The following is a 20667-nucleotide window of genomic DNA, read 5'->3' as shown; positions in this document are numbered from 1 at the left end:
TCAGGCGCACAACGGAAAAACGGCAATCCGTTTCCTGCCGTACAGCCTTGAAAACAGCGCGCAGTTTGAATCAAAATAAAACTTTTGTAAATTACCCGACACACAATTGACGGTAAATTTATTCAATTTGCCTGCTGCTTGACCTATAATGCGGCAAAAGGCCGTCTGAAACGGCCGTTTTTCCCGAAAACCCTCCATGCAGCACAAGAACGGCTGCCCGATTCTGCCATGTTCCACCCCGCCGACCACCCCCACCGCCGTTACAATCCCCTTGCCGACCAATGGGTTTTGGTTTCGCCGCACCGTGCCAAACGCCCTTGGCAGGGGCAGCAGGAAACAGCCGATACCGCACAGCCGCCCGCCTACGATCCCGCCTGCTATCTTTGTCCCGGCAATACACGGATCAACGGCGAATCCAATCCGGCCTATACCGGCCCGTATGTGTTTACCAACGACTTTTCCGCCCTGTTGCCCGATACGCCGCCGCATCGGGAAAACGCCCACGAGCTGTTTCAAAGCCAAAGCGTGCGCGGCATCAGCCGCGTCATCTGCTTTTCGCCCGACCACAGCAAAACCCTGCCCGAACTGGCGGCAGAACAGATTGAAGCCCTGATTGAACTGTGGCAGGCGCAATGCCGCGAATTGGGCGCGCAATATCCGTGGGTGCAGATTTTCGAGAACAAAGGCGCGGCCATGGGCTGCTCCAATCCGCACCCGCACGGCCAAATCTGGGCGGGCGACTTTCTGCCCGATTTGCCCGCCAAAGCCCATCAGAGCCAACAGGCCTATTTCCAACGCCACGGCCGCGCCCTGCTCGCCGATTATGCTGCCGAAGAAGCCGCACGGCGCGAACGGGTGGTGGTCGAAACCGACGATTGGATCGCCGTCGTACCGTATTGGGCCGCATGGCCGTTTGAAACCCTGCTGCTGCCCAAAATCCCCTTACAGCGCATCACCGATTTAAACGGCACGCAACGCCGCGATCTGGCCGCCGCGCTCAAAAAACTGACCGCCCGCTACGACAATCTTTTTCAGACGGCCTTCCCCTACTCGATGGGCTTTCACGGCGCACCGTTTGACGGCCGGAACCACCCCGAATGGCAGCTGCACGCCCATTTCTACCCGCCCCTGCTGCGCTCGGCCACCGTACGCAAATTTATGGTCGGCTACGAAATGCTGGCCGAAGCCCAGCGCGACTTAACTCCCGAGCAGGCCGCCGGACGCCTCGCCGCCCTGCCCGACACCCACTACCGCGAGGCCGTCTGAATTCCTGCCGCCGGTGCCGTACTTAATATTCCCGGCCATATAAACGGCCATCAGCAGAAAAACCATACCGACCCCGAAGTGAAACTGCCGGTTATATTGCCGGAAAATGCGGCTGATTTTATTCATACAGAAACAGTAAATCAGATGTACCGCCAAAGTACAAAACAGCAGAATAAACAGCAGTACGGCCATTTGCGGCGGCACTGCCTGTGTATGGTCGATGAATAAGGGAAAAAACGAGGTAAAAAAGAGCAGGGTTTTCGATCCGGCAAACGTTACCGTCATACCGTGGCGGAAATTGCGCCAAGCTCCCCTGTCCTGCACGGCAGATTCGACATACGCCGCCCGCCGTGCGGCCAGAAGGCTCATCACCCCCAACCAGGCAATATAGGCCGCGCCGAAATACTGCAATGCAGCAAACCATTGCGGCGAGGCAAGCAGCGCGGCGGTAACGCCGGACAAAGCCAATAACGCCATGGCAAGCATACCTGCCTGCACACCGAAAATCACCGGCAGGGTTTTGCGCCAACCGGCGGTAGCCGCATAAACCACTACGCTCATTGTGCCCGGTCCCGGCGTGGCGGCGGCGATGATACAGGTCAGGACATAGGTGAATAAGGTTTGCTGAGACATTTTATTCTCCTGCCCGACTCAGCATTAAGGTCATTTCCCAGTTTAAACATATCTGATTATTCAATTGGTAAATGCCCAAATAATCCTTAGCGGCATCTACAATACCTGATTCGGAAACACGATGATTGATACCTAATAGTAAACTGAGAAAGTGGCTTAATTCTTGTTCATGATTAAATTTCCATCTCAACATTTTCCGGCTATTCGGTAAAATAATGTAAGCCTGTGCTTTTACGATGTCAACCTCTATAACCAACACTTTTCTTATTGACAGAACCATCCGGCCTGACACAAAAGAGAATTGAATATGACGATAAAAACCGATTTATCCGCCCGATTTGAAACGCTGTTTGCGAATAAACCCGAAATTGCCGTGCGCGCACCCGGCAGGGTCAATTTAATCGGCGAGCATACCGATTACAACGACGGCTTTGTGCTGCCCTGCGCGATTGATTTTTCCGCCCATATCGTTGCGGCTCCGAACCGTTTGGGTAAAGTGCGCGTGTTTGCTGCCGATTACGGTGAGCAGGACGAATTTGATTTGGACGCGCCAATCGGCAAAAGCAGCAAACAGTGGGCGAACTATATCCGCGGCGTGGTGTGGGCGATGGCAGAACACGGCTACATATTGCCGCACGGGCTGGATATGGCCGTCGGCGGCAATGTGCCGCAAGGCGCGGGATTGAGTTCGTCGGCGGCTTTGGAAGTGGCCGTTGCCCGAACCCTGCAAGCTCTGTCCGGCTGGAAATTGAGTGAAACCGATTTGGCGAAAATCGCCCAATATGCGGAAAACCGTTTTGTCGGCTGCCAATGCGGCATCATGGACCAGCTGGTCAGCGCGCGCGGACAGGCAGGCCATGCCGTCTTAATCGACTGCCGCACGCTGGAATGCGAAGCGGTTCCGATGCCGGACGGTTTGACGGTGATGATTATCCACTCGCACGTCAAGCGCGGTCTGGTGGACAGCGAATACAACACCCGCCGCCGCCAATGCGAAGAAGCGGCCGCCCATTTCGGCGTGCCTGCTTTACGAGATTTGGATTTGGCGGCCTTTGAAGCGGGCAAAGCGGGATTGGATCCTACTGTCGCGCGCCGCGCACGCTATATTATTGAAGAAAATACGCGCACGCTGGCCGCTGCCGCTGCCCTGCGCCGCAACGACACTGCCGCATTGAGCCGCCTGATGGCCGAGAGTCATGCCGGTATGCGTGATGAATTTGACATTACCCACCCCGCAGTAGATACGCTGGTCGAGCTGGTCAATGACATTGTCGGGACACGCGGCGGCGTGCGTATGACGGGCGGCGGCTTCGGCGGCTGTGTGGTGGCATTGGTGCCGCATGATATGGTGGAAGCCGTCCGCAGCCATCTGGCCGCGCATTATCAGGCTGAGACGGGTTTGAAAGAAGAAATCTTCGTCTGCCGTGCGCAGGACGGTGTCAGCATCCACCATCTGTAAAACAGAATATCAAGGCCGTCTGAAAAGCCTGAACACGGTTTTTCAGACGGCCTTTTTCGGTTATTATCGTTTTACGGCAAGGGCTTATCCGTAAAAACCGTGCGGTAGGCTGCATATTGACCCAATACCGCCAGTACGGAATACAGCCAAATCAGCAATACCATCAGAAAAAGGGCAACCATCGCCATGGAGTCCACGCTCATCAATATCCCCAACGGCACGATGCACAGCAGCAATAAACCGACCAATACGGCCAAATAGCTGAAAAAAGCGGGAATATTCTGCAAACAGGCCCGCAGGCTCAACTTCATGGCAGACCATGCCTTCATATCGTTCAAAGTAATCAGCGCGGGGGCAAACCACACCATCATGGTGGCGGGAATGCCGAAAAACACCACCAGCAGAATCAGCAGATACAGACGGCTGTCGGTCTGTTTGGAAACCGCTGTCGGATCTTCCAGCGTCCGCCCCAAATCGGCAATACTGCTTTCCGAACCGCCCGTCAGCGCAAACACGGCCGCCATGACCAGCATCAGCAGGATAAAAACGCCCATATACAGCAGCGTACAGCGCAACAGCGCGGCAAATTTATACTTAAATCCGGCAAACAGATAACCGAATTCCAACTGGTCGCCTTCGCTTAACGCATCGGCCGACATCATCAGCCCGCCCGCAAACAGCAGCGAAGTGAAATTCGCCACCACACCCAATACCGGCACCATAGACAGCACCGTCGTGATCAGCAGCATCACCGCAAACATCGCCAGCCACATCAGCGGGCGGCGTTTAAACAGACGGAACGACTGGCCGAACCAAGCCGCCCCTTCGCCCATCGTTGCCTTGCGCGGCTGCGGCAGCAATTTGGGTGCATTGCCCTGTGGCGGCAAGAAAGTAAAATCCTTCATAACGTCCCTTTCGTTTTATCAACCCTGCGATTATACCCCCTGCCCGATGCGCGGCAAAACAGCCTCTTGAATTTTCCGCCACCACCCTTATATCACGCAGCACGCCCGCCCGCGCAGGCCGATTTTTTATCCACCGATTTTTTACCCACCAAGGAAAACCGATGATTAAACTGCACACCAGCAAAGGCGTGATCACACTGGAACTGGATCACGAAAAAGCCCCGCAAACCGCCGCCAACTTCGAGCAATACGTCAAAGACGGCTTTTACGACGGCGTGATTTTCCACCGAGTGATTAAAAACTTTATGATTCAGGGCGGCGGCATGACCCCCGACATGAACGAAAAAACCACCCGCGATCCGATTCAGAACGAAGCGCAAAACGGCCTGAAAAACGACAAATACACCATCGCCATGGCACGCACCATGGCACCGCATTCCGCTTCGGCACAATTTTTCATCAACACCAAAGACAACGATTTCCTCAACCATACCTCGCCCAGTATGCACGGCTGGGGCTATGCCGTTTTCGGCAAAGTAACCGACGGTTTTGATGTCGTCGATGCCATCGAGCAGGTTCAAACCGGCCGCCGCGGTATGCACGACGATGTACCGGTTGAAGCTGTCATCATCGAAAAAGCCGAGTTGGTATAACAGTAGGCCGGATACCGGTATCCGATCTACTGCCAATATATCGTATTATCCATTTATGTCGGATTTGAGAATCCGGCTATCTGTGCTATCACAAGGCCGTCTGAAATCCTGTTTTCAGACGGCCTCCTTTTCCATTAGCCCATTACAGACTTAACCGTAGGCCGGATACTTGTATCCGACTTTATCTCATTGATTACCCATGTCGGATTCAAGAATCCGACCTACTCCGGTTGTTGCGCTGTAACGCTATATGCCGCTCTGTCAAATGCAAAAAACCCAAGCAGAAATGCTTGGGTTTCATATCTGGCTCCCCGACCTGGGCTCGAACCAGGGACCTGCGGATTAACAGTCCGTCGCTCTACCGACTGAGCTATCGGGGAAAGAAGCGTGCATTATAGCGGATCTCGGCGGGTGGTCAAGGCATGATGCGGAAATTCTTTTCCGGAAGGTTCAATTTGATGAATTATATCGGAATTTATTTTGTCATTTTTGCCCGATAACGGGGCATCAGGCTGCGGTCTGCCGGATTCCGGCAAAATCCATCCAAATACGGCGGTATGGCCTGCACACTGTTTGCAGCGGTATAACGGTGCATAAAATAGTCTGCCAAAATTTCCGCCTGCTGCTCCATATTCAACTGAGACAGACAGTCAATCTGTTCCAACGGCGGGCAACGGTAGGCACGGCCTCGGAAGTAGCCGCCCCGGCAGGCCAACAATAAGCCGCCGAGAAACGTATGGAAGCCGTTCTGCCACTGCCAGACGTGTACCAGCTCGTGTACCAGCCATTTCAGGGCGTGCGGTTCTTGTGTGAAATCATCGCGGAAAGCGCGGCGGGGAAAATAAATATGTCCGTTGGGCGAAACGGCAGTGCGGTGCCACGGCCAAAACGGCAGGCCGCAGTAAATCCAGACGGCATCCGTATCCAGACTGCCGCCGAACAGTAAGGCGGCTGCGGATTTTTCGCCTGCTGTCAAACGGCGGCGCATCAGCTGCTCCGCTGCCGCCAGCGGCGGATACTGTTGATGCGCCACAGCAGGCGTACGGCCATATAGCCCGAAGCGGCCAGTACCGTACCCAAAAGCGGTACACCGGCCAAAAGCGGTTTCCCCTTCTCGCCCAGCCACACGGCCGCTTCATGCCAAAACAGGCCGGAATCGGTATCGGGCAGCTGCCAGGCGGTATCGGCCGGTATGCCGAGCACGGCACAGCCCAGACGGTAGGCCAGATAATAAAGCGGCATATAGGTCAGGGGGTTGGTGTAAAGTGTGGTGAAAACGGCCACGGGCAGGTTGGTACGCAGCAGATACGCCGCCAGCAGCGCACTGAGCATTTGCGACGGCCCCGGCATCAGGCCGCAAAACAGGCCGATTGCCGCCGAAAGTGCTACACTGCGGCGGTTTACCGCCCAAAAATGCGGTTTGTCGAATGCCGGTGCCAAAGGTTTGAGCCAACGCGACGCAAAAATCTGCCTGCGGTCGGGCAGTTTGCTGTACAGCCAGTCTTTTTTCATCTTTTCCCGTTACCCGTATGCTGTGCTGTCAAGGCCGTCTGAAAAAGCGGGTTGACTGTTTTTTCTGCCGGAAGCCGGCAAACGAAAACGGTATGCCCGCAGGCATACCGCAGCTGTCCGCATCTTGCCGGTCAGGCAATCGATGCTTCGACAAAAGCCACCAGCTGGCTTTTGGCAAGCGCGCCGACTTTGGTGGCCGTGCTTTCGCCGTTTTTAAACACCATCAGGGTCGGAATGCCGCGCACGCCGAAGCGGGCAGGTGTCTGTTCATTTTCGTCGATATTGATTTTGACGACTTTCAGACGGCCGGCAAAATCGGCGGCCACTTCGTCCAAAACCGGGGCAATCATTTTGCAGGGGCCGCACCACGGTGCCCAGAAATCCAGCAATACCGGCACATCGGCCTGCAAAACGTCCTGCTCGAAGCTCGCATCGGTGGCGTGTACAATCAATTCGCTGCTCATCATCGTTTCCTTTATGTGTGGTTTCAGACGGCCGGCCGGCCGCCTGCGCTCTGTCGGGCAGGATAGGGGCGGACGGGAAAAATTTCAAGGGGCATCGTGCGACAATAGCTTTTTCGTATAGGCGTGATTGGGGGCGGCAAAAACCGTTCCGCAATCGCCCTCTTCCACCACACGCCCGTTATGCAGCACCATCACGCGGTGTGCCAGTGCGCGGATGACGGCCAAATCGTGGCTGATCAGAATATAGGCGGTACCTTCGGTCTGCTGCAAACCGGCCAGCAGCGTCAGAATCTGATGCTGCCGCTGCACGTCCAGCGCGCTGGTCGGCTCATCCAGCACCAGCACATCGGGGCGCACAATCAATGCGCGCGCAATGGCCAGACGCTGCCGCTGGCCGCCGGAAAACTGGTGCGGATAACGTGCCAGTATATCGTCGGGCAGGCCGACTTTTTGCAGTATCTGCCGCACCCGTATTTCCACCTCTTTCCGGAGCAGGCCGGGTTCATATACCGTCAGGCCTTCGGCCACAATCTGCAACACCGTCATGCGCGGGTTAAATGCGCCGAACGGGTCTTGAAACACCATCTGAATCCGCCGCCGCACGCTGCCGTCCCAGTCCCGTCCGCGGATTTTCAGACGGCCTTGTGCATGCATCAGCCGCAGCAGGGCTTTGGCCAGCGTGGTTTTGCCGCTGCCGCTGCCGCCGATGATGCCCAAAGTCTGCCCTGCCGCCAGCCCGAACGACAGCGGATGCAGCAGCGTTTTTTGCCGTCGGGCAAACCAGCCCTGCTTTTCACTGACGGCCACGCTCAGGTTTTCCGCGGCCAAAACAGGCGGATCTGCGGTTTCGGGTACTGCCTGTGCCAGCCGCTGCGGCACGGTATCGATGAGCAGGCGCGTATAAGCATGTCGGGGGCGGCTGAAAACGTCCTGCATCCGTCCCTGTTCGACAATGCACCCCTGCCGCATGACCGCCACGTCGTCGGCAAAGCGGCGCACCAGATTCAAATCGTGCGTGATGTACAGCAGTGCCATCTGCCGTTCGGCCTGCAAGCGTTCCAACAAATCGAGTATCTGTATCCGAACCGAAGCGTCCAATGCGGTAGTCGGCTCGTCGGCAATCAACAGCTGCGGTTCGGCCGCCACCGCCATGGCAATCATTGCCCGCTGCCGCTCGCCGCCGGAAAGTTGGAAAGGATAGGCGTGTGCTTTCTGTCCGGCATCGTGCAGGCCGGTTTTGTCCAACCATGCCACCGCCGTATGCCAAGCCTGCTTTTTGTCCAATCCCAAATGCAGCGTCAGCACTTCGGCAATCTGCTGCCCTACCCGCATAACGGGATTGAGTGCGCTCATCGGTTCCTGAAACACCATGCCGATGCGCCGTCCGCGCAGGCTTTGCAGTGCGCGCGGACCGAGTGCCAATATATCCGTACCGTCAAACCGCAGGGTGCCGTTGAGCGAAACGGCCGGATTGAGCCGCATGATGCTTTGCGCCAATACGGTTTTGCCGCTGCCGCTTTCGCCCACCAATGCCATTTTCCGCCCGGCCGGCAAGCTCAGGCTGATGTCGTGCAGCACCGGTTTGCCGTCAAACGCCGCATTCAGATTTTCTATTGTCAGAATCGCCATCAAAATCCCTTTTCAGACGGCCTAAGTGCGCGCGCGGACATCAAACGCCTGCCTGGCTCCCTCGCCGACCAGCACCAGCAGCAGCAACATCAGCGTCAGCGTGCCGAACGCCGACAGGCCGATCCACCAGGCATCGAGGTTGTCTTTGCCCTGCGCCAGCAGTTCGCCCAAACTGGCCTGCGCCGCCGGTACGCCCAAACCCAGAAAATCCAGACTGGTCAGAGCCAGTACCGCGCCGGAAATGCGGAACGGCAGAAAGGCAAACACCGGCGTGAGACTGTTGGGCAGAATGTGCCGCCAAATAATCTGCCGGTCAGAAACGCCCATGCTGCGGGCGGCCAGCACATAATCGGCCTGTCGGTTTTTCAGGAATTCGGCACGCACATAATCCGACAGTCCCATCCAGCCGAACAGCGACAGAATCACCAGCAAAACCGTCAGGCCGGGACTGAAAAACGACGACAGGATAATCAGCAGATACAGTTCGGGCAGGCCGCTCCAAATTTCGAGAAAACGCTGCATCAGCAAATCGACCCTGCCGCCGAAATAGCCCTGTACCGCACCGGCGGCCAAACCGATGGCGGTAGTAACGGCCGTGAGCACCAAGGCAAACAGCAGAGAATCGCGGAAACCGTAAACCAGCCGTGCCAGCACATCGCGGCCGCGGTCGTCGGTGCCGAGCAGATGGGCGGCCGAAGGCGGCGCGGGGTCGGGGCGGGTATCGAAATCGTTGAGCGTGGCGGCAGAGTAAGGATTGGGGGCAAACAGTGCACGGTTGCCGTTTTGTGTGATGTTCCGACGGATTAAGGGGTCGAGGTAATCGGCAGGCGTATCGAAACTGCCGCCGAAGTCGCGGTCGTAATAAGTGGCAAACAGCGGAAAATAATGGCGGCCTTCATACTGTATCCACAAGGGTTTGTCGTTGCTCCACAACGGTGCGGCCAAGGCCAGAACAAACAGCAGCAGCAAGAGGCGCAGGGCGGCAAAGCCGCGCCGGTGCCGTTTGAATGCCTGCCAGTGTGAAGAAGAGATGCCCATCGCAGTTTCTGCCGCAGTCCGAAATACCGCATCATAGCAGAAAGCCGTGCCGGCGGCAGATTCAGGCCGTCTGAAAATATCTGTTGCGTATTTCCGTACCATTTGGCAGCCATATACAGAAAATGCAGAAAGGCCGTCTGAAAACGGCTTTCCGCGTTTTCAGACGGCCTGATGCAGCGAATCGGGCCGGACTCAGGCCAAGCCTTTTTTCTCCAGATAGCTTTCGTAGTCGCCCAGATAGTGTTCGTAGCCGCCTTTGCCGTCCAACTCAATAATCTGGGTGGCCAGCGAAGAGACAAACTGGCGGTCGTGCGACACAAAAATCAGCGTGCCTTTGTATTTTTCCAAGGCCATATTCAGCGATTCGATGCTTTCCATGTCCATATGGTTGGTCGGCTCGTCCATAATCAGCACGTTCGGTTTGAGCAGCAGCAGTTTGCCGTAGAGCATACGGCCTTTTTCGCCGCCCGACAGGACTTTGACTTTTTTTACCACATCGTTGCTGCCGAACAGCAGTCGGCCGAGTGTGCCGCGAATGGCCTGTTCGTCGTCGCCTTCCTGCCCCCATTGGCGCATCCATTCGGCCAAGTCCATATCGACATCGAAATCGTTTTCATGGTCTTGCGGATAATAGCCGACGGTGGCTTTTTCTGCCCATTTGATGCTGCCCGCATCGGGCGCGAGGCCGTCTGAATATTGCGCATCGAACGCACCGGCCAAAAGTTTGAGCAGGGTGGATTTGCCCGCGCCGTTGGGGCCGATAACCGCCAGCCGCTGCCCCGCTTCCAAGATGCAGGACAGGTTTTCAAACAGGGGTTTGTCGAAAGATTTGGCCAGATTGTCCACTTCCACCGCCTGACGGTGCAGCTTGGCTTTTTCGTCGGTTTCAAAACGGATATAGGGGTTCTGGCGGGTGGACGGTTTGACTTCCACCATTTCGGCTTTGATTTTATCGGCCTGTTTCAGACGGCTGGTGGCCTGGCGGGCTTTGGATTTGTTGGCCGAGAAACGTGCGACAAACTCTTGCAGTTCTTGCAGTTTTTCTTTGGCTTTGGCGTTGTCCTTCATCGCCCGTTCGCGCGATTGGGCGGAAGCCAGCATGTAGTCGTCGTAGTTGCCGGGGTAGATGGTGATGGTGTTGTAGTCCAAATCGGCCATATGGGTGCACACTTCGTTCAAAAAGTGGCGGTCGTGGCTGATGATAATCATGGTCGAGTCGTATTCGTTCAACACGCCTTCCAGCCAGCGGATGGTATTGATATCGAGGTTGTTGGTCGGCTCGTCCAAAAGCAGCACGTCGGGTTTGGAAAACAGTGCCTGTGCCAGCAGCACGCGCAGTTTGAAACCGGGAGCGACCTCGCTCATTGTCGCATTGTGCAAACCCTCTTCGATGCCCACGCCGCTTAATAATTCGGCCGCGCGCGCTTCGGCGGTGTAGCCGTCGTATTCGGCAAACTTGGCTTCCAAATCGGCCGCGCGCATGTAATCGTCTTCGGTGGCATCGGGGTTGGCATAAATCGCGTCGCGCTCGGTCATCGCCGCCCACATTTCGCTGTGGCCCATCAGAACCACGTCCAGCACGCGCATATCTTCGTAGGCAAACTGGTCCTGGCGCAGTTTGCCCAGCCGCACGCCGTGTTCGATGGCCACCTCGCCCGAAGTCTGCTCCAAATCGCCGCCCAGAATTTTCATAAAGGTGGACTTGCCCGATCCGTTGGCACCGATCAGGCCGTAGCGGTTGCCTTCGCCGAACTTGACGGACACATTTTCAAACAGCGGCTTGGCGCCGAACTGCATGGTGATGCCGTTGGTGGAAATCATCTGTCTAACCTTTCCGTTCCAAGAATCAAAATCGGCGGATTGTAGCATTAAATCCGTACCTTTTACAGGAAAAGGCCGTCTGTATTCACTGCGGCGGCACGCCAATAAAGATACAGTCCGATGCTGCCTGCCGTATGCAGCAGCACGCAGCACCAAAACAAACGGACAAACGGCTGTTTGGCCGTTTTATGGCACCACTGCCGCCGTGCGATCCAAGCACCCGGCCAGCCGCCGAGCAGCGCGGCCAGCAGCAGCCGTTTTTCGGCAACGCGCCGCTTGCCCAGCCGTGCCGCCCGCTTGTCCCAAGCATAAAGCAGGTAGCACCAAAGCGATAAGGCGGCCAGACACGCCGCCCACCACGGTACCGGATATGCCCAAACGCCCGGCCACACGGCTGCTGCCGCCAGCGGCATACGCAGACTGCCGCCGTTACGGAACGCCCGTGCCGTCTTCCTGATGCGTACCGCTTTCATCATTGTCCCGCCCGTTAAAATAATCGGCCGCACCGCCGTCGAAAAAGCCCTGCAAAATCGCCTGTGCGGCCACCCGGTCGAGTACCGCCTTGCGTTTGCGTCCGAATACGCCCGCCTCGGCCAACAGGCTTTCGGCATAAACCGACGACAAACGTTCGTCCACCCAGTACACCGGCAGGCCGAACCGCCCGTACAGGCGGCGTCCGAATTTTTGTGCCAGACGGGTCATCTCGTGCGGCGTACCGTCGGCATGTACCGGCAGCCCGACGGCCAGATAAACCGGCTGCCATTCGCGGATTAACTGTTCCAGTGCCGCAAATTTCGCCTCATTGCTGCGGCCGGTAACCGTGGCAATCGGATGCGCCGTACCGACCTGCACATCGCCCTGCGCCACGCCGATTCGTACTTCGCCGAAGTCGAAAGCCAAACCGCAGCCCTGCGGTGCGGGATAATGCTCAGGCATGGCCTGCCCTTTTCATCAGAAAAGCCGCATTGACCCCCAATTTGTCCAATGCCGCCTGATAACGCGCTCCGTAGGGCAGTTCAAACAGAATTTCCCGGTCGGCCGCTACCGTCAGCCAGGCATTGTCTGCCAGCTCGCGTTCCAGCTGCCCCGCCTGCCATGCGGCATAGCCGATGCTCACCAATGCCTGCCGCACCGCACCCGTTTCCGTAAACTGCTCGATAATATCGCGCGAGCTGGTCAGTGCCACTTCATCACTGACCAGCAGGCTGCTCTGCCAGTTGCCCGGCGGCGAATGCAGCACAAAACCGCGATCGATCTGCACCGGTCCGCCCATCATCACCGACTGCCCGGCAAAGCGTTCCGGCGTAGCCGATGCGGCTGCTTCAAACACCAGTTCCATCATTACCGGCGACGGTTTATTGACTACCACCCCCATCGCCCCGTCTCCGTCATGGCGGCACATATACACCACGCTGCCGCCGAAAAACGGGTCTTCCACCTGCGGCATCGCAATCAGAAAATGGTCGCTCAAATTCATCTGTATCCCCATTCGCATTCAGGCGGCCTATATAACGCCCCGTGCGGCAAAAAACAAGAGGCCGTCTGAACCGCACCGGGCAGGACAGTTATCCCTGCCGCCCAAATCCGTTATAATCGCGCCATTGTTTTTTCTCCGATCCGCCATGCTGCTCCGCACCCTCACTTTTACCGTCCTGTCCGCCGTTTTTGCCGCCCCCGCATCGGCCAATCCCGATGCCGCCCCTGCCGAACAGTTACAGGATGTCCGTGCGGCCATCAGCGCCGCCGATGCCGACCTGCGGCAGAAACAGGCCGCCAGACAGCAGGCCGAGCAGACGCTGAACCGTTCCCGTGCCGCTTTGGACAAAGCCCGCCGCGAGCTGGATACCGTTACCCGCCGCCAGCGCGATGCGTGGCAGAAACTGCAAACCCTGCAAAACGAACTGGAAAGCCTGAAAACCGAAGCGGCCGCCGCCAAAGCCCAAGTTGCCCGCCTGCTGGGCAGCCAGTACAAAAACCGCCAGCCCCATGCCGTTGTCCTGTTTCTGAAAAACGCCGAGTCCGGCCAAAAAACACGCTATCTGGAATACGCCCGCCGCATCAGTCAGGCCAACAGCCGCATGATTGCCGATCTGGCCGGTCAGCAAAAAAAACTGGAAGAGCGCGAAGCGGCCATCGATGCCGAACTGGCACGCCTCAACCGCCTGAAAACACAAAAACAGAATGCCTTGGGCCGCCTGAGCCGCAACAGCAGCGAGGCGCAGGCCGAAAGCCGCAAATTGACGGCACAAATCGACAGTCAGGCCAAACGTATTACCGCCCTGCGCGCCGACGAAGCACGCCTGAACCGCGTATTGGCCGACATTGCGCGCCGCCATGCGCAACAGCGCCGCCAAGAAGCACAGGCACGCGCCAAAGCGGCACAAGAACGGCTGGCGGCGGAAAAAGCCCGCCAGGCCCGGAACCGCACCCGACCCGCCCCCGCCAAGTCCGAACCGAAAACCAAACAGACCGCCGCTGCACCGAAAACAACCCCGGCCGTACCGAAATCCACACTGACCGCAGAAGACAGAGCCTTACAGGCTCCGTATGAAAACAGCAGCGGTTTTGCCCGCCTGCAAGGCCGTCTGAACCGCCCGTCCGGCGGCAGCATGACCGGCCGCTTCGGCAGCCCGCGTCCCGGCGGCGGCAGTTGGCGCGGCCTGTTTTTCAGTACCGGCACTGCCGCCGTGCGCAGCGTAGCCGCCGGTACCGTGGCCTACACCGGCAGCCTGGGCGGATACGGCAATACGGTCATCGTCGATCACGGCGGCGGCTATACCAGCGTCTATGCAGGCTTGTCTGCCATTTCCGTCGGCAGCGGCAGCAGCGTATCGGCCGGCAGCAGTTTGGGCAGCAGCGGCAGCCTGCCCGATGCGGGCAGCGGTCTGTACTTTGCCATCAGTTATAAAGGTACGCCGATTAACCCCGCCTCCTGGCTGCGCTGAATGCGGCTTAGCGTGATTTAACGCCCCGCCTATTGCCTGACAGATTCAAATCCAATAAAGTTTTACCGTTTGCCCCATTCAATTCAAAAGAACAGAAAGCAGTTGTATGGCCAACACTCTGAAAAAAATCGCCCTCTATACCGCAGGCGCACTCAGCGGCATAGCACTGAGTTTCAGCCTCCAAAGTTACGCCGCCGACAAAACAGACAGCCGGGCCCTGCCGGTACAGTCGATACGCACCATGGCCGAAGTGTACAGCCAGATCAAAGCCAATTATTACGAAAACAAAAAAGACGAAGACCTGCTGGAAAACGCCATGAAAGGCATGGTTTCCGGTCTGGATCCGCATTCGGAATACATGAACAAGAAAGACTATGCCGACCTGCGCGAATCCACCAAAGGCGAATTCGGCGGCTTGGGTATGGAAGTCGGTGCGGAAGACGGCTTTATCAAAGTTGTCGCGCCGATTGAGGACACCCCCGCCGAGCGTGCCGGCATCAAAAGCGGCGACTACATCACCCAAATCAACGGCGTTTCCACACGCGGCATCACCGTCAGCGAAGCGGTGAAAAAAATGCGCGGCGAGCCGGGAACGCAAATTTCGCTGACCATCACGCGCAAAGACAGCCCCAAACCGATCAGCGTCAAACTTACCCGCGCCATCATCAAAGTCAACAGCGTACGCCAGCATCTATTGGAACCGGGCTACGGCTATGTGCGCATCACCCAATTCCAAGAACGTACCATCGGCGCGCTGAACGAAGCAGTACAGCAGTTGAGAAAAGAAAACGGCGGCGCGCTGAAAGGCTTGGTACTTGACCTGCGCGACGACCCCGGCGGCCTGCTCAACGGCGCGGTGGGCGTATCGGCAGCCTTCCTGCCCGAAGGCGTGAAAGTTGTCAGCACCAAAGGCCGCGACGGCCGCGACGGCATGAGCCTGTCCGCCCTGCCCGACGACTATATGTTCGGCCCCGGTACCGACCCGCTGTACAAACTGCCGCCCGAAATCAAAAACATACCGCTCACCGTCCTGATCAATTCCGGCTCGGCATCCGCTTCTGAAATTGTCGCCGGTGCGCTGCAAGACCACAAACGCGCCGTGATTGTCGGTTCGCAGAGTTTCGGCAAAGGCTCAGTGCAGACCGTCCTGCCGCTCTCCAACGGCAGCGCGGTCAAACTGACCACCGCACTCTACTACACTCCGAACGACCGTTCGATTCAGGCACAGGGCATCGTGCCGGACGTGGAAGTCAAAGACAAAAAACGCCTGTTTGAAAGCCGCGAAGCCGACTTGGCCGGGCACATCGGCAACCCCTCAGGCGGCAGAGAAGTTACCGGCCGCATCATCGACGATGAGGACGAAGCCGATCAAAAAGATCAGGACGGCGTATCCAAAGATGCAGCGGACGGAAAAGAGGAGAAAGAAGACATCGCCGCCCGCCGCATTCCCAACCCGGCCAAAGATGCGCAACTCAAAGCCGCATTGGATTTAATCAAAGAACCCGCGCAGTGGCAGCAGTCGCTCGGCCTGGCTGCCAAAAAACCGGCACCGAAAAAAGAGAAAGAAAAAGACAAAGAAGCGGAAACCGGCCAATAAGGCCGCCTGAAAACCGGCACCGCCGGCAGACCGAAAAAACGGCCTGCCGGCGGTATTTCCGTCCGATACGGCCGGTCATTCCATATAGAAAATGGCGCTTTTTATCGGCCTGATAAAACCGCGCGGTTTTTAATACCTTTTCGGACAACCTTTCCGTAGGTCGGATTCTCGAATCCGACACCCATTCCGCCAAATCATCAACATCAACTGCAAAATCCATCATACCCTTGCCCGATTCAAGAAATGTCGGATTCAAGAATCCGACCTACTTGATCAAGCAGATTTCTACGGGAAACCTCCCCATGTCGGCAAACAGGTTTCCTTCAACAAACAGGCCGTCTGAAAAGCGGTTCAGACGGCCTGATTAAGTTATGGAAGCAACAATTCCGTAGGTCGGATTCTCGAATCCGACACTCATGAATCCGCCGCACATTCCGCCAAACCATCAACTGCAAAATCCATCATACTCCTGCCGGATTTCATGAAATGTCGGATTCAAGAGTCCGACCTACGGAATGGCTGCGTACCATCCATATCCATGCCATAAAACGGCCGTCTGAAAAAAGGGCTGCCGGTCTGCCGAAAGCAGAAGCAACCCTTTTTCAGACGGCCTAAGCCGTTAACACCGGCCTGAAACAGGCGGATTAAAACTCATAATTCACGCCGAAGTTATAAGCCGTACCGCCGCTGTTGGCGGCAACGCCCAGCTTCGCCGCGAACTGTTCGCTGAAACGGTAGCCCGCACCGACGGCCACGGCAGATTCCGATTTATAACCGCCCACGGCAGCCGAAATATTGACTTTGCCGACTTTGTAAGGCTGGAACAGTCCGGCCAACGCTGCCTGGGTAGCCAAACCGCGCCGGGTGTCTTTTTCCAGCTTGCCGACACGGTTGGACAAAGCATCTACCTGCGCCTTATCCGCTTTGCCTGCCAAGGCGGTTTCCACCGTATCGACACGTTTTGTCAGACCCGATACATCTTGGACACTGGCTTTTAAAGCAAACAGATTATCCGCTTCGGTTTTATTATAGACCTCGGCTTTGGTGTAAACGTCGGCAGCGTTGGCTTTACCTGCCAATTCCTGCTTCACGGTTTCAACGGCGGCCTTCTCGGCAAATTTGCCGTCTGCTTCGGTTTTATTGTAAACCTCGGCTTTGGCATAAACATCGGCCGCATTGGCTTTGCCTGCCAGCTCCTGTTTCACGGTTTCAACGGCAGCCTTCTCGGCAAATTTGCCGTCCGCTTCGGTTTTATTGTAGACCTCGGCTTTGGCATAAACGTCGGCAACGTTGGCTTTACCTGCCAATTCCTGCTTCACGGTTTCAACGGCAGCTTTATTGGTTTCGACACCTACTGTGTTTTCCAGAACCGCCGGTGTTAGAAGATCGATATTGGCCTTATTGGTTTCAATGGCTGCGGCATTGCGTTCGATATTCCCTTCATTTTCTAAAATCTGTTCGGAATTGGCTGCAACGTCCGCAAGGATTTCGTCAGATTTCTGGTTCTGCGCAGTTAAAATCTGCTCGGTTACACCCAGAATTTGCGTAATGGTACCGATGTCTCTTTCATTCTTTTCAACCGCCGATTTATCGGCTTTATTGAGTTTCAGCTCTTCGATACCCTCCTTATTGGCGGTAACTTTTTGATGCTGCAAGGTTAAAATCTGCTCATTAACAGTCAGAATATCAGTAATGGTATCAATATCCTTACGGTTGCCGGCAACAGCCGCTTTCTCGGCAAACTTGCCGTCTGCCTCTGCTTTGGTGTAAACATCAGCCGCATTGGCTTTGTTTGTATCCAGTTCTGCAACTTTTTGTTTCTGGGCAGTTAAAATCTGTTCGGTCATGCCCAGAATTTCGGTGATGGTACCGATGTCTCTCTGGTTCTCTTCAACCGCCGATTTATCGGCTTTGTTCATATCCAGTTCTGCAACTTTTTGTTTCTGGGCAGTTAAAATCTGTTCGGTCATGCCCAGAATTTCGGTGATGGTGCCGATGTCCTTCTGGTTCTCTTCAACGGCGGCTTGGGTGGCTTCAACACTTACTTTGTTTTCCAAGGCTGCTTGTGTCAGAAGATCGATATTGGCCTTATTGGTTTCGATGGCTGCACTATTCCGTTCGATGTTCCCTTCATTGTCTAAAATCTGTTCGGAATTGGATGCAATGTCCGCAAGGAGTTCGTCGGATTTCTGGTTTTGTGCGGTTAAAATCTGGTGGGTATAGCCCAAAATTTCAGTGATGGTGTCAATATCCCTCCGGTTTTCTTCGGGAGTGGCCGCCAATGCGCCCGAAGCCATACATGCCGTCAATACGCCGCTGACAAGCAAGGTGGTTTTTTTGAGTTTCATCATTTTCCTTCCTAGATTTTCGTCATTAAATTTAAACAACAGGCAGCCCGAATCCGTTTTCATATTTCTGCAACATCATGAAAATTCAGGCTTTCAGAATTTACCCCCCATAACAAAAAATCAATGTTTTTATCAAAAATTTACACTCAGGGCTGCCGGTAAAAACCGCTATAATGCCGGGTGCGACTGCCTGACGGGCAGCCGGTCTTTTGGGAGACGGATTTGGGGGAAAGTGCTATGACGGTACTGCTGTTTATTCTCGGCCTGATGGCTCTGCTGGCCGGATTGCTGGGGACGGTTTATCCGGCTTTGCCGGGGTTGGGGTTGATGTTTGCGGGGGCGTGGCTGCTGGCTTACAGCGGCGATTACCGGATCATCGGCGGCAATACGGTGATGGCTTTGGCTGTGGTGGCGGCGCTGGGTATGCTGGCCGATTATGCGGCCGGTATGCTGGGGGCAAAATTCAGCGGCGCAGGCCGTGCGGCGGTATGGGGCGCGTTTGCCGGCGGGATTGTCGGGGCGTTTTTCGCCCTGCCCGGCCTGCTGTTGGGGCCGCCTGTCGGCGCGGCGGCCGGACAGTTGTGGTCGCAGCCCGATATTTTGCGGGCGGGCAAGGCCGGAATCGGTACGTTTATCGGCTTTGTTGTCGGCACGGCGGCCAAGGTCGGCTGTGCTTTTGCGATTTTGATGACGCTGGTGTTCAGCGCGTTTTTCTGATTTCAGACGGCCTTGATGATGTTTTACCCCGCCCTTTATGCCGCCCCGTTCGGCCCTATGACCCTGACGTTCGACCGCAGCGGTTTGCTGACTGCGCTGGATCTGCACGGTCATGAGGCCGATGCACCCTATCCTTTGCCCGAATGCTGGCGGCAGAGGCTGGACGGTTATTTTTCAGGCCGTCTGAAATCTTTCGACTGCCCGCCTTCTTCGGACGGCACGCCGTTTCAGCGCCGTGTGTGGCAGGCCATTGCCGCCATTCCCTACGGCAGTGTCCGAACTTATCAGGACATCGCTTGCGAAATCGGCAGCCACCCGCGCGCGGTGGGGGCGGCCTGCGGCAAAAATCCGCTGGCGCTGGTGGTGCCGTGCCACCGTGTGATCGCGAAAAACGGCTTGGGCGGTTTTTCCAGCGGCGGCAGCCGGGCATTGGCCGTCAAACGCTGGCTGCTGAGGCATGAGGGTATCATCTTGGCGGACGAATGATGAATACGCTGATCGAACGCCTGCTCGAACATCTCTGGTTGCAGGAGCGATTAAGTGAAAATACGTTGAACGGCTACCGGCGCGATTTGGAAAAAGTGGCGCGCCGTCTGGCCGCAAACGGTTTCGATTGGCTGAGTGCCGACGAAACCGCTTTGGCCGCTGCGGTTTATCATGCAGAAGAGTCGCCGCGCTCGCAGGCACGCGCCTTATCCGCCTGCAAGCGGCTCTACCGCTGGCTGGCCGACACCGGCCGCTGCGACAAGCCGCCCACCGCCCGTCTGCGCGCGCCCAAACACCATGACAAACTGCCGGACATCATCAGCGAAAGCCAAATCGACACCCTGCTCAATGCCCCCGATACGGCAACGGCGCACGGCCTGCGCGACAAAGCCCTGCTCGAAGTCATGTACGCCACCGGGCTGCGTGTCAGCGAAGCCGTCAAACTTTCTCTGAACGAAATCAATCTGGAAAAAGGTTTGGTCAATACCGTCGGCAAAGGCAATAAACAGCGGCTGGTGCCGATGGGGGCGGAAGCCGTTTACTGGCTGACCCGCTACCTGAACGAAGCGCGCCCCGCCCTGCTCAAAGGCAGCCGCTGCGATGCGGTGTTTGTCAGCCAGAAAAAATGTGCCGTCAGCCGCCAGCTTGCGTGGCTGATTGTGGAAAAATACGCCGCCGCCGCCGGTATCGCCCGCCTGAGTCCGCACGGGCTGCGCCATGCGTTTGCCACCCATCTGGTCAATAACGGTGCCGACCTGCGCGTGGTGCAGATGCTGCTCGGCCATGCCGATATCGGTACCACCCAAATCTATACCCATGTCGCCAACGAACGGCTCAAACACATCGTCGCCGAACACCACCCGCGCGGCTAGATGCACGGTGCTCTTTGCATGAACCATACTGTTTTCAGGCCGTCTGAATCCGGTTTCCGATTTCGATTTCACACTGCTGCAATCCCCTTGGAAAAACGAACAACTTCCTGTCCAAGCCGCCGTAGGTCGGATTCTCGAATCCGACACCATAATGGCGGAGCGGCATAACGGATTGGGTGCGGGCAAAACTATGGCAAATAAGTTTGTCGGATACGGGTATCCAACCTACGAAAAGCCAAAGTTGAATCCGAAACCTGCCATTGCGACCGGCTTGATGCGATTGAAATGCCCGCGCAGTGTTTGAAGTCTGCCGTACTGCACA

At 56.5% G+C, this 20667-nt stretch carries 20 protein-coding genes and 1 tRNA gene; 8 read left to right on the top strand and 13 right to left on the bottom strand.

Features of this window, described 5'->3' with window-relative positions:
• Window positions 1-138 precede the first annotated feature (138 nt).
• A complete protein-coding gene (locus ORY85_RS02865) occupies window positions 139-1266 on the top strand; it encodes a UDP-glucose--hexose-1-phosphate uridylyltransferase (RefSeq protein WP_274571465.1) in 1128 nt (375 codons plus the stop codon).
• Here the strand turns inward: ORY85_RS02865 and ORY85_RS02860 are convergent.
• Window positions 1198-1899, bottom strand: coding sequence for a LysE family translocator (locus ORY85_RS02860; protein WP_274571464.1), 702 nt, complete (start codon window positions 1897-1899; stop codon window positions 1198-1200). The two genes, ORY85_RS02865 and ORY85_RS02860, sit on opposite strands and share 69 nt — an antisense overlap.
• Window positions 1900-2206: 307 nt before the next feature.
• Between ORY85_RS02860 and galK the strand changes: the two genes are divergently transcribed.
• Complete coding sequence (gene galK, locus ORY85_RS02855) at window positions 2207-3358, top strand: galactokinase (RefSeq protein ID WP_274571463.1); 1152 nt, start codon at window positions 2207-2209, stop codon at window positions 3356-3358.
• Between the two features lie 71 nt (window positions 3359-3429).
• Here the strand turns inward: galK and ORY85_RS02850 are convergent, their stop codons facing one another.
• Complete coding sequence (locus tag ORY85_RS02850; RefSeq protein ID WP_274571462.1) at window positions 3430-4263, bottom strand: BPSS1780 family membrane protein; 834 nt, start codon at window positions 4261-4263, stop codon at window positions 3430-3432.
• 161 nt (window positions 4264-4424) lie between these two features.
• On the opposite strand from ORY85_RS02850, the gene ORY85_RS02845 reads away from it, so the two are divergent.
• A complete protein-coding gene (locus tag ORY85_RS02845; protein ID WP_274571461.1) occupies window positions 4425-4916 on the top strand; it encodes a peptidylprolyl isomerase in 492 nt (163 codons plus the stop codon).
• Between the two features lie 304 nt (window positions 4917-5220).
• Here the strand turns inward: ORY85_RS02845 and ORY85_RS02840 are convergent.
• The 10 genes from ORY85_RS02840 to ORY85_RS02795 form a co-directional block, all read right to left on the bottom strand.
• Window positions 5221-5296, bottom strand: a tRNA-Asn gene (locus tag ORY85_RS02840).
• A gap of 95 nt (window positions 5297-5391) precedes the next feature.
• On the bottom strand, window positions 5392-5904 hold the full coding sequence (locus ORY85_RS02835; protein ID WP_338578292.1) for a type IV secretion protein Rhs: 513 nt from the start codon (window positions 5902-5904) through the stop codon (window positions 5392-5394).
• Complete coding sequence (locus ORY85_RS02830; protein ID WP_274571459.1) at window positions 5904-6428, bottom strand: DUF2062 domain-containing protein; 525 nt, start codon at window positions 6426-6428, stop codon at window positions 5904-5906. Before ORY85_RS02830 ends, ORY85_RS02835 begins: the two co-directional genes overlap by 1 nt.
• Before the next feature lie 131 nt (window positions 6429-6559).
• Window positions 6560-6892, bottom strand: a complete 333-nt coding sequence (gene trxA / locus ORY85_RS02825) for a thioredoxin TrxA (RefSeq protein ID WP_274571458.1) — start codon at window positions 6890-6892, stop codon at window positions 6560-6562.
• Window positions 6893-6976: 84 nt separating this feature from the next.
• Complete coding sequence (locus tag ORY85_RS02820) at window positions 6977-8521, bottom strand: ABC transporter ATP-binding protein (protein ID WP_405030338.1); 1545 nt, start codon at window positions 8519-8521, stop codon at window positions 6977-6979.
• Window positions 8522-8542: 21 nt separating this feature from the next.
• Window positions 8543-9559, bottom strand: a complete 1017-nt coding sequence (locus ORY85_RS02815) for an ABC transporter permease (protein ID WP_274571457.1) — start codon at window positions 9557-9559, stop codon at window positions 8543-8545.
• A gap of 192 nt (window positions 9560-9751) precedes the next feature.
• A complete protein-coding gene (locus ORY85_RS02810; RefSeq protein WP_274571456.1) occupies window positions 9752-11380 on the bottom strand; it encodes an ABC-F family ATPase in 1629 nt (542 codons plus the stop codon).
• A 62-nt stretch (window positions 11381-11442) separates the two neighbouring features.
• Window positions 11443-11856 carry a DUF1294 domain-containing protein gene (locus ORY85_RS02805; RefSeq protein ID WP_274571455.1) on the bottom strand — a complete coding sequence of 138 codons (414 nt, stop codon included), beginning with the start codon at window positions 11854-11856 and terminating at the stop codon, window positions 11443-11445.
• Window positions 11810-12316 (bottom strand): Holliday junction resolvase RuvX, encoded by a 507-nt coding sequence (gene ruvX, locus ORY85_RS02800; RefSeq protein ID WP_274571454.1) that lies wholly within the window; start codon window positions 12314-12316, stop codon window positions 11810-11812. Before ruvX ends, ORY85_RS02805 begins: the two co-directional genes overlap by 47 nt.
• Window positions 12309-12857 carry a YqgE/AlgH family protein gene (locus ORY85_RS02795; protein WP_274571620.1) on the bottom strand — a complete coding sequence of 183 codons (549 nt, stop codon included), beginning with the start codon at window positions 12855-12857 and terminating at the stop codon, window positions 12309-12311. The genes ruvX and ORY85_RS02795 overlap by 8 nt, the downstream gene beginning before the upstream one ends.
• A gap of 145 nt (window positions 12858-13002) precedes the next feature.
• Between ORY85_RS02795 and ORY85_RS02790 the strand changes: the two genes are divergently transcribed.
• Together ORY85_RS02790 and ORY85_RS02785 are read left to right on the top strand one after the other, a co-directional pair.
• Window positions 13003-14325 carry a peptidoglycan DD-metalloendopeptidase family protein gene (locus ORY85_RS02790; protein ID WP_274571453.1) on the top strand — a complete coding sequence of 441 codons (1323 nt, stop codon included), beginning with the start codon at window positions 13003-13005 and terminating at the stop codon, window positions 14323-14325.
• Window positions 14326-14431: 106 nt separating this feature from the next.
• Window positions 14432-15922 carry a S41 family peptidase gene (locus tag ORY85_RS02785; RefSeq protein ID WP_274571452.1) on the top strand — a complete coding sequence of 497 codons (1491 nt, stop codon included), beginning with the start codon at window positions 14432-14434 and terminating at the stop codon, window positions 15920-15922.
• A 644-nt stretch (window positions 15923-16566) separates the two neighbouring features.
• On the opposite strand, the gene ORY85_RS02780 is transcribed toward ORY85_RS02785, so the two are convergent.
• Window positions 16567-18273: a YadA C-terminal domain-containing protein gene (locus tag ORY85_RS02780; protein WP_338578286.1), complete on the bottom strand. Its 1707-nt coding sequence runs from the start codon at window positions 18271-18273 to the stop codon at window positions 16567-16569.
• A 234-nt stretch (window positions 18274-18507) separates the two neighbouring features.
• Here ORY85_RS02780 and ORY85_RS02775 point away from each other — a divergent pair, with 234 nt between their 5' ends.
• From ORY85_RS02775 to xerD, 3 genes are read left to right on the top strand one after another with little or no spacing between them, the layout of a single operon-like run.
• Window positions 18508-18987: a DUF456 domain-containing protein gene (locus ORY85_RS02775; RefSeq protein ID WP_274571450.1), complete on the top strand. Its 480-nt coding sequence runs from the start codon at window positions 18508-18510 to the stop codon at window positions 18985-18987.
• Window positions 18988-19002: 15 nt separating this feature from the next.
• A complete protein-coding gene (locus ORY85_RS02770) occupies window positions 19003-19473 on the top strand; it encodes a methylated-DNA--[protein]-cysteine S-methyltransferase (RefSeq protein ID WP_274571449.1) in 471 nt (156 codons plus the stop codon).
• Window positions 19473-20345, top strand: a complete 873-nt coding sequence (gene xerD / locus ORY85_RS02765) for a site-specific tyrosine recombinase XerD (RefSeq protein ID WP_274571619.1) — start codon at window positions 19473-19475, stop codon at window positions 20343-20345. The genes ORY85_RS02770 and xerD overlap by 1 nt, the downstream gene beginning before the upstream one ends.
• Window positions 20346-20667 lie beyond the last annotated feature (322 nt).

It is taken from the genome of Neisseria leonii (genome assembly GCF_028776105.2).
Lineage (GTDB): Bacteria > Pseudomonadota > Gammaproteobacteria > Burkholderiales > Neisseriaceae > Neisseria > Neisseria leonii.
Note: the sequence above shows the minus strand (reverse complement) of the source record. Positions and strands in the feature narration are given on the sequence as shown.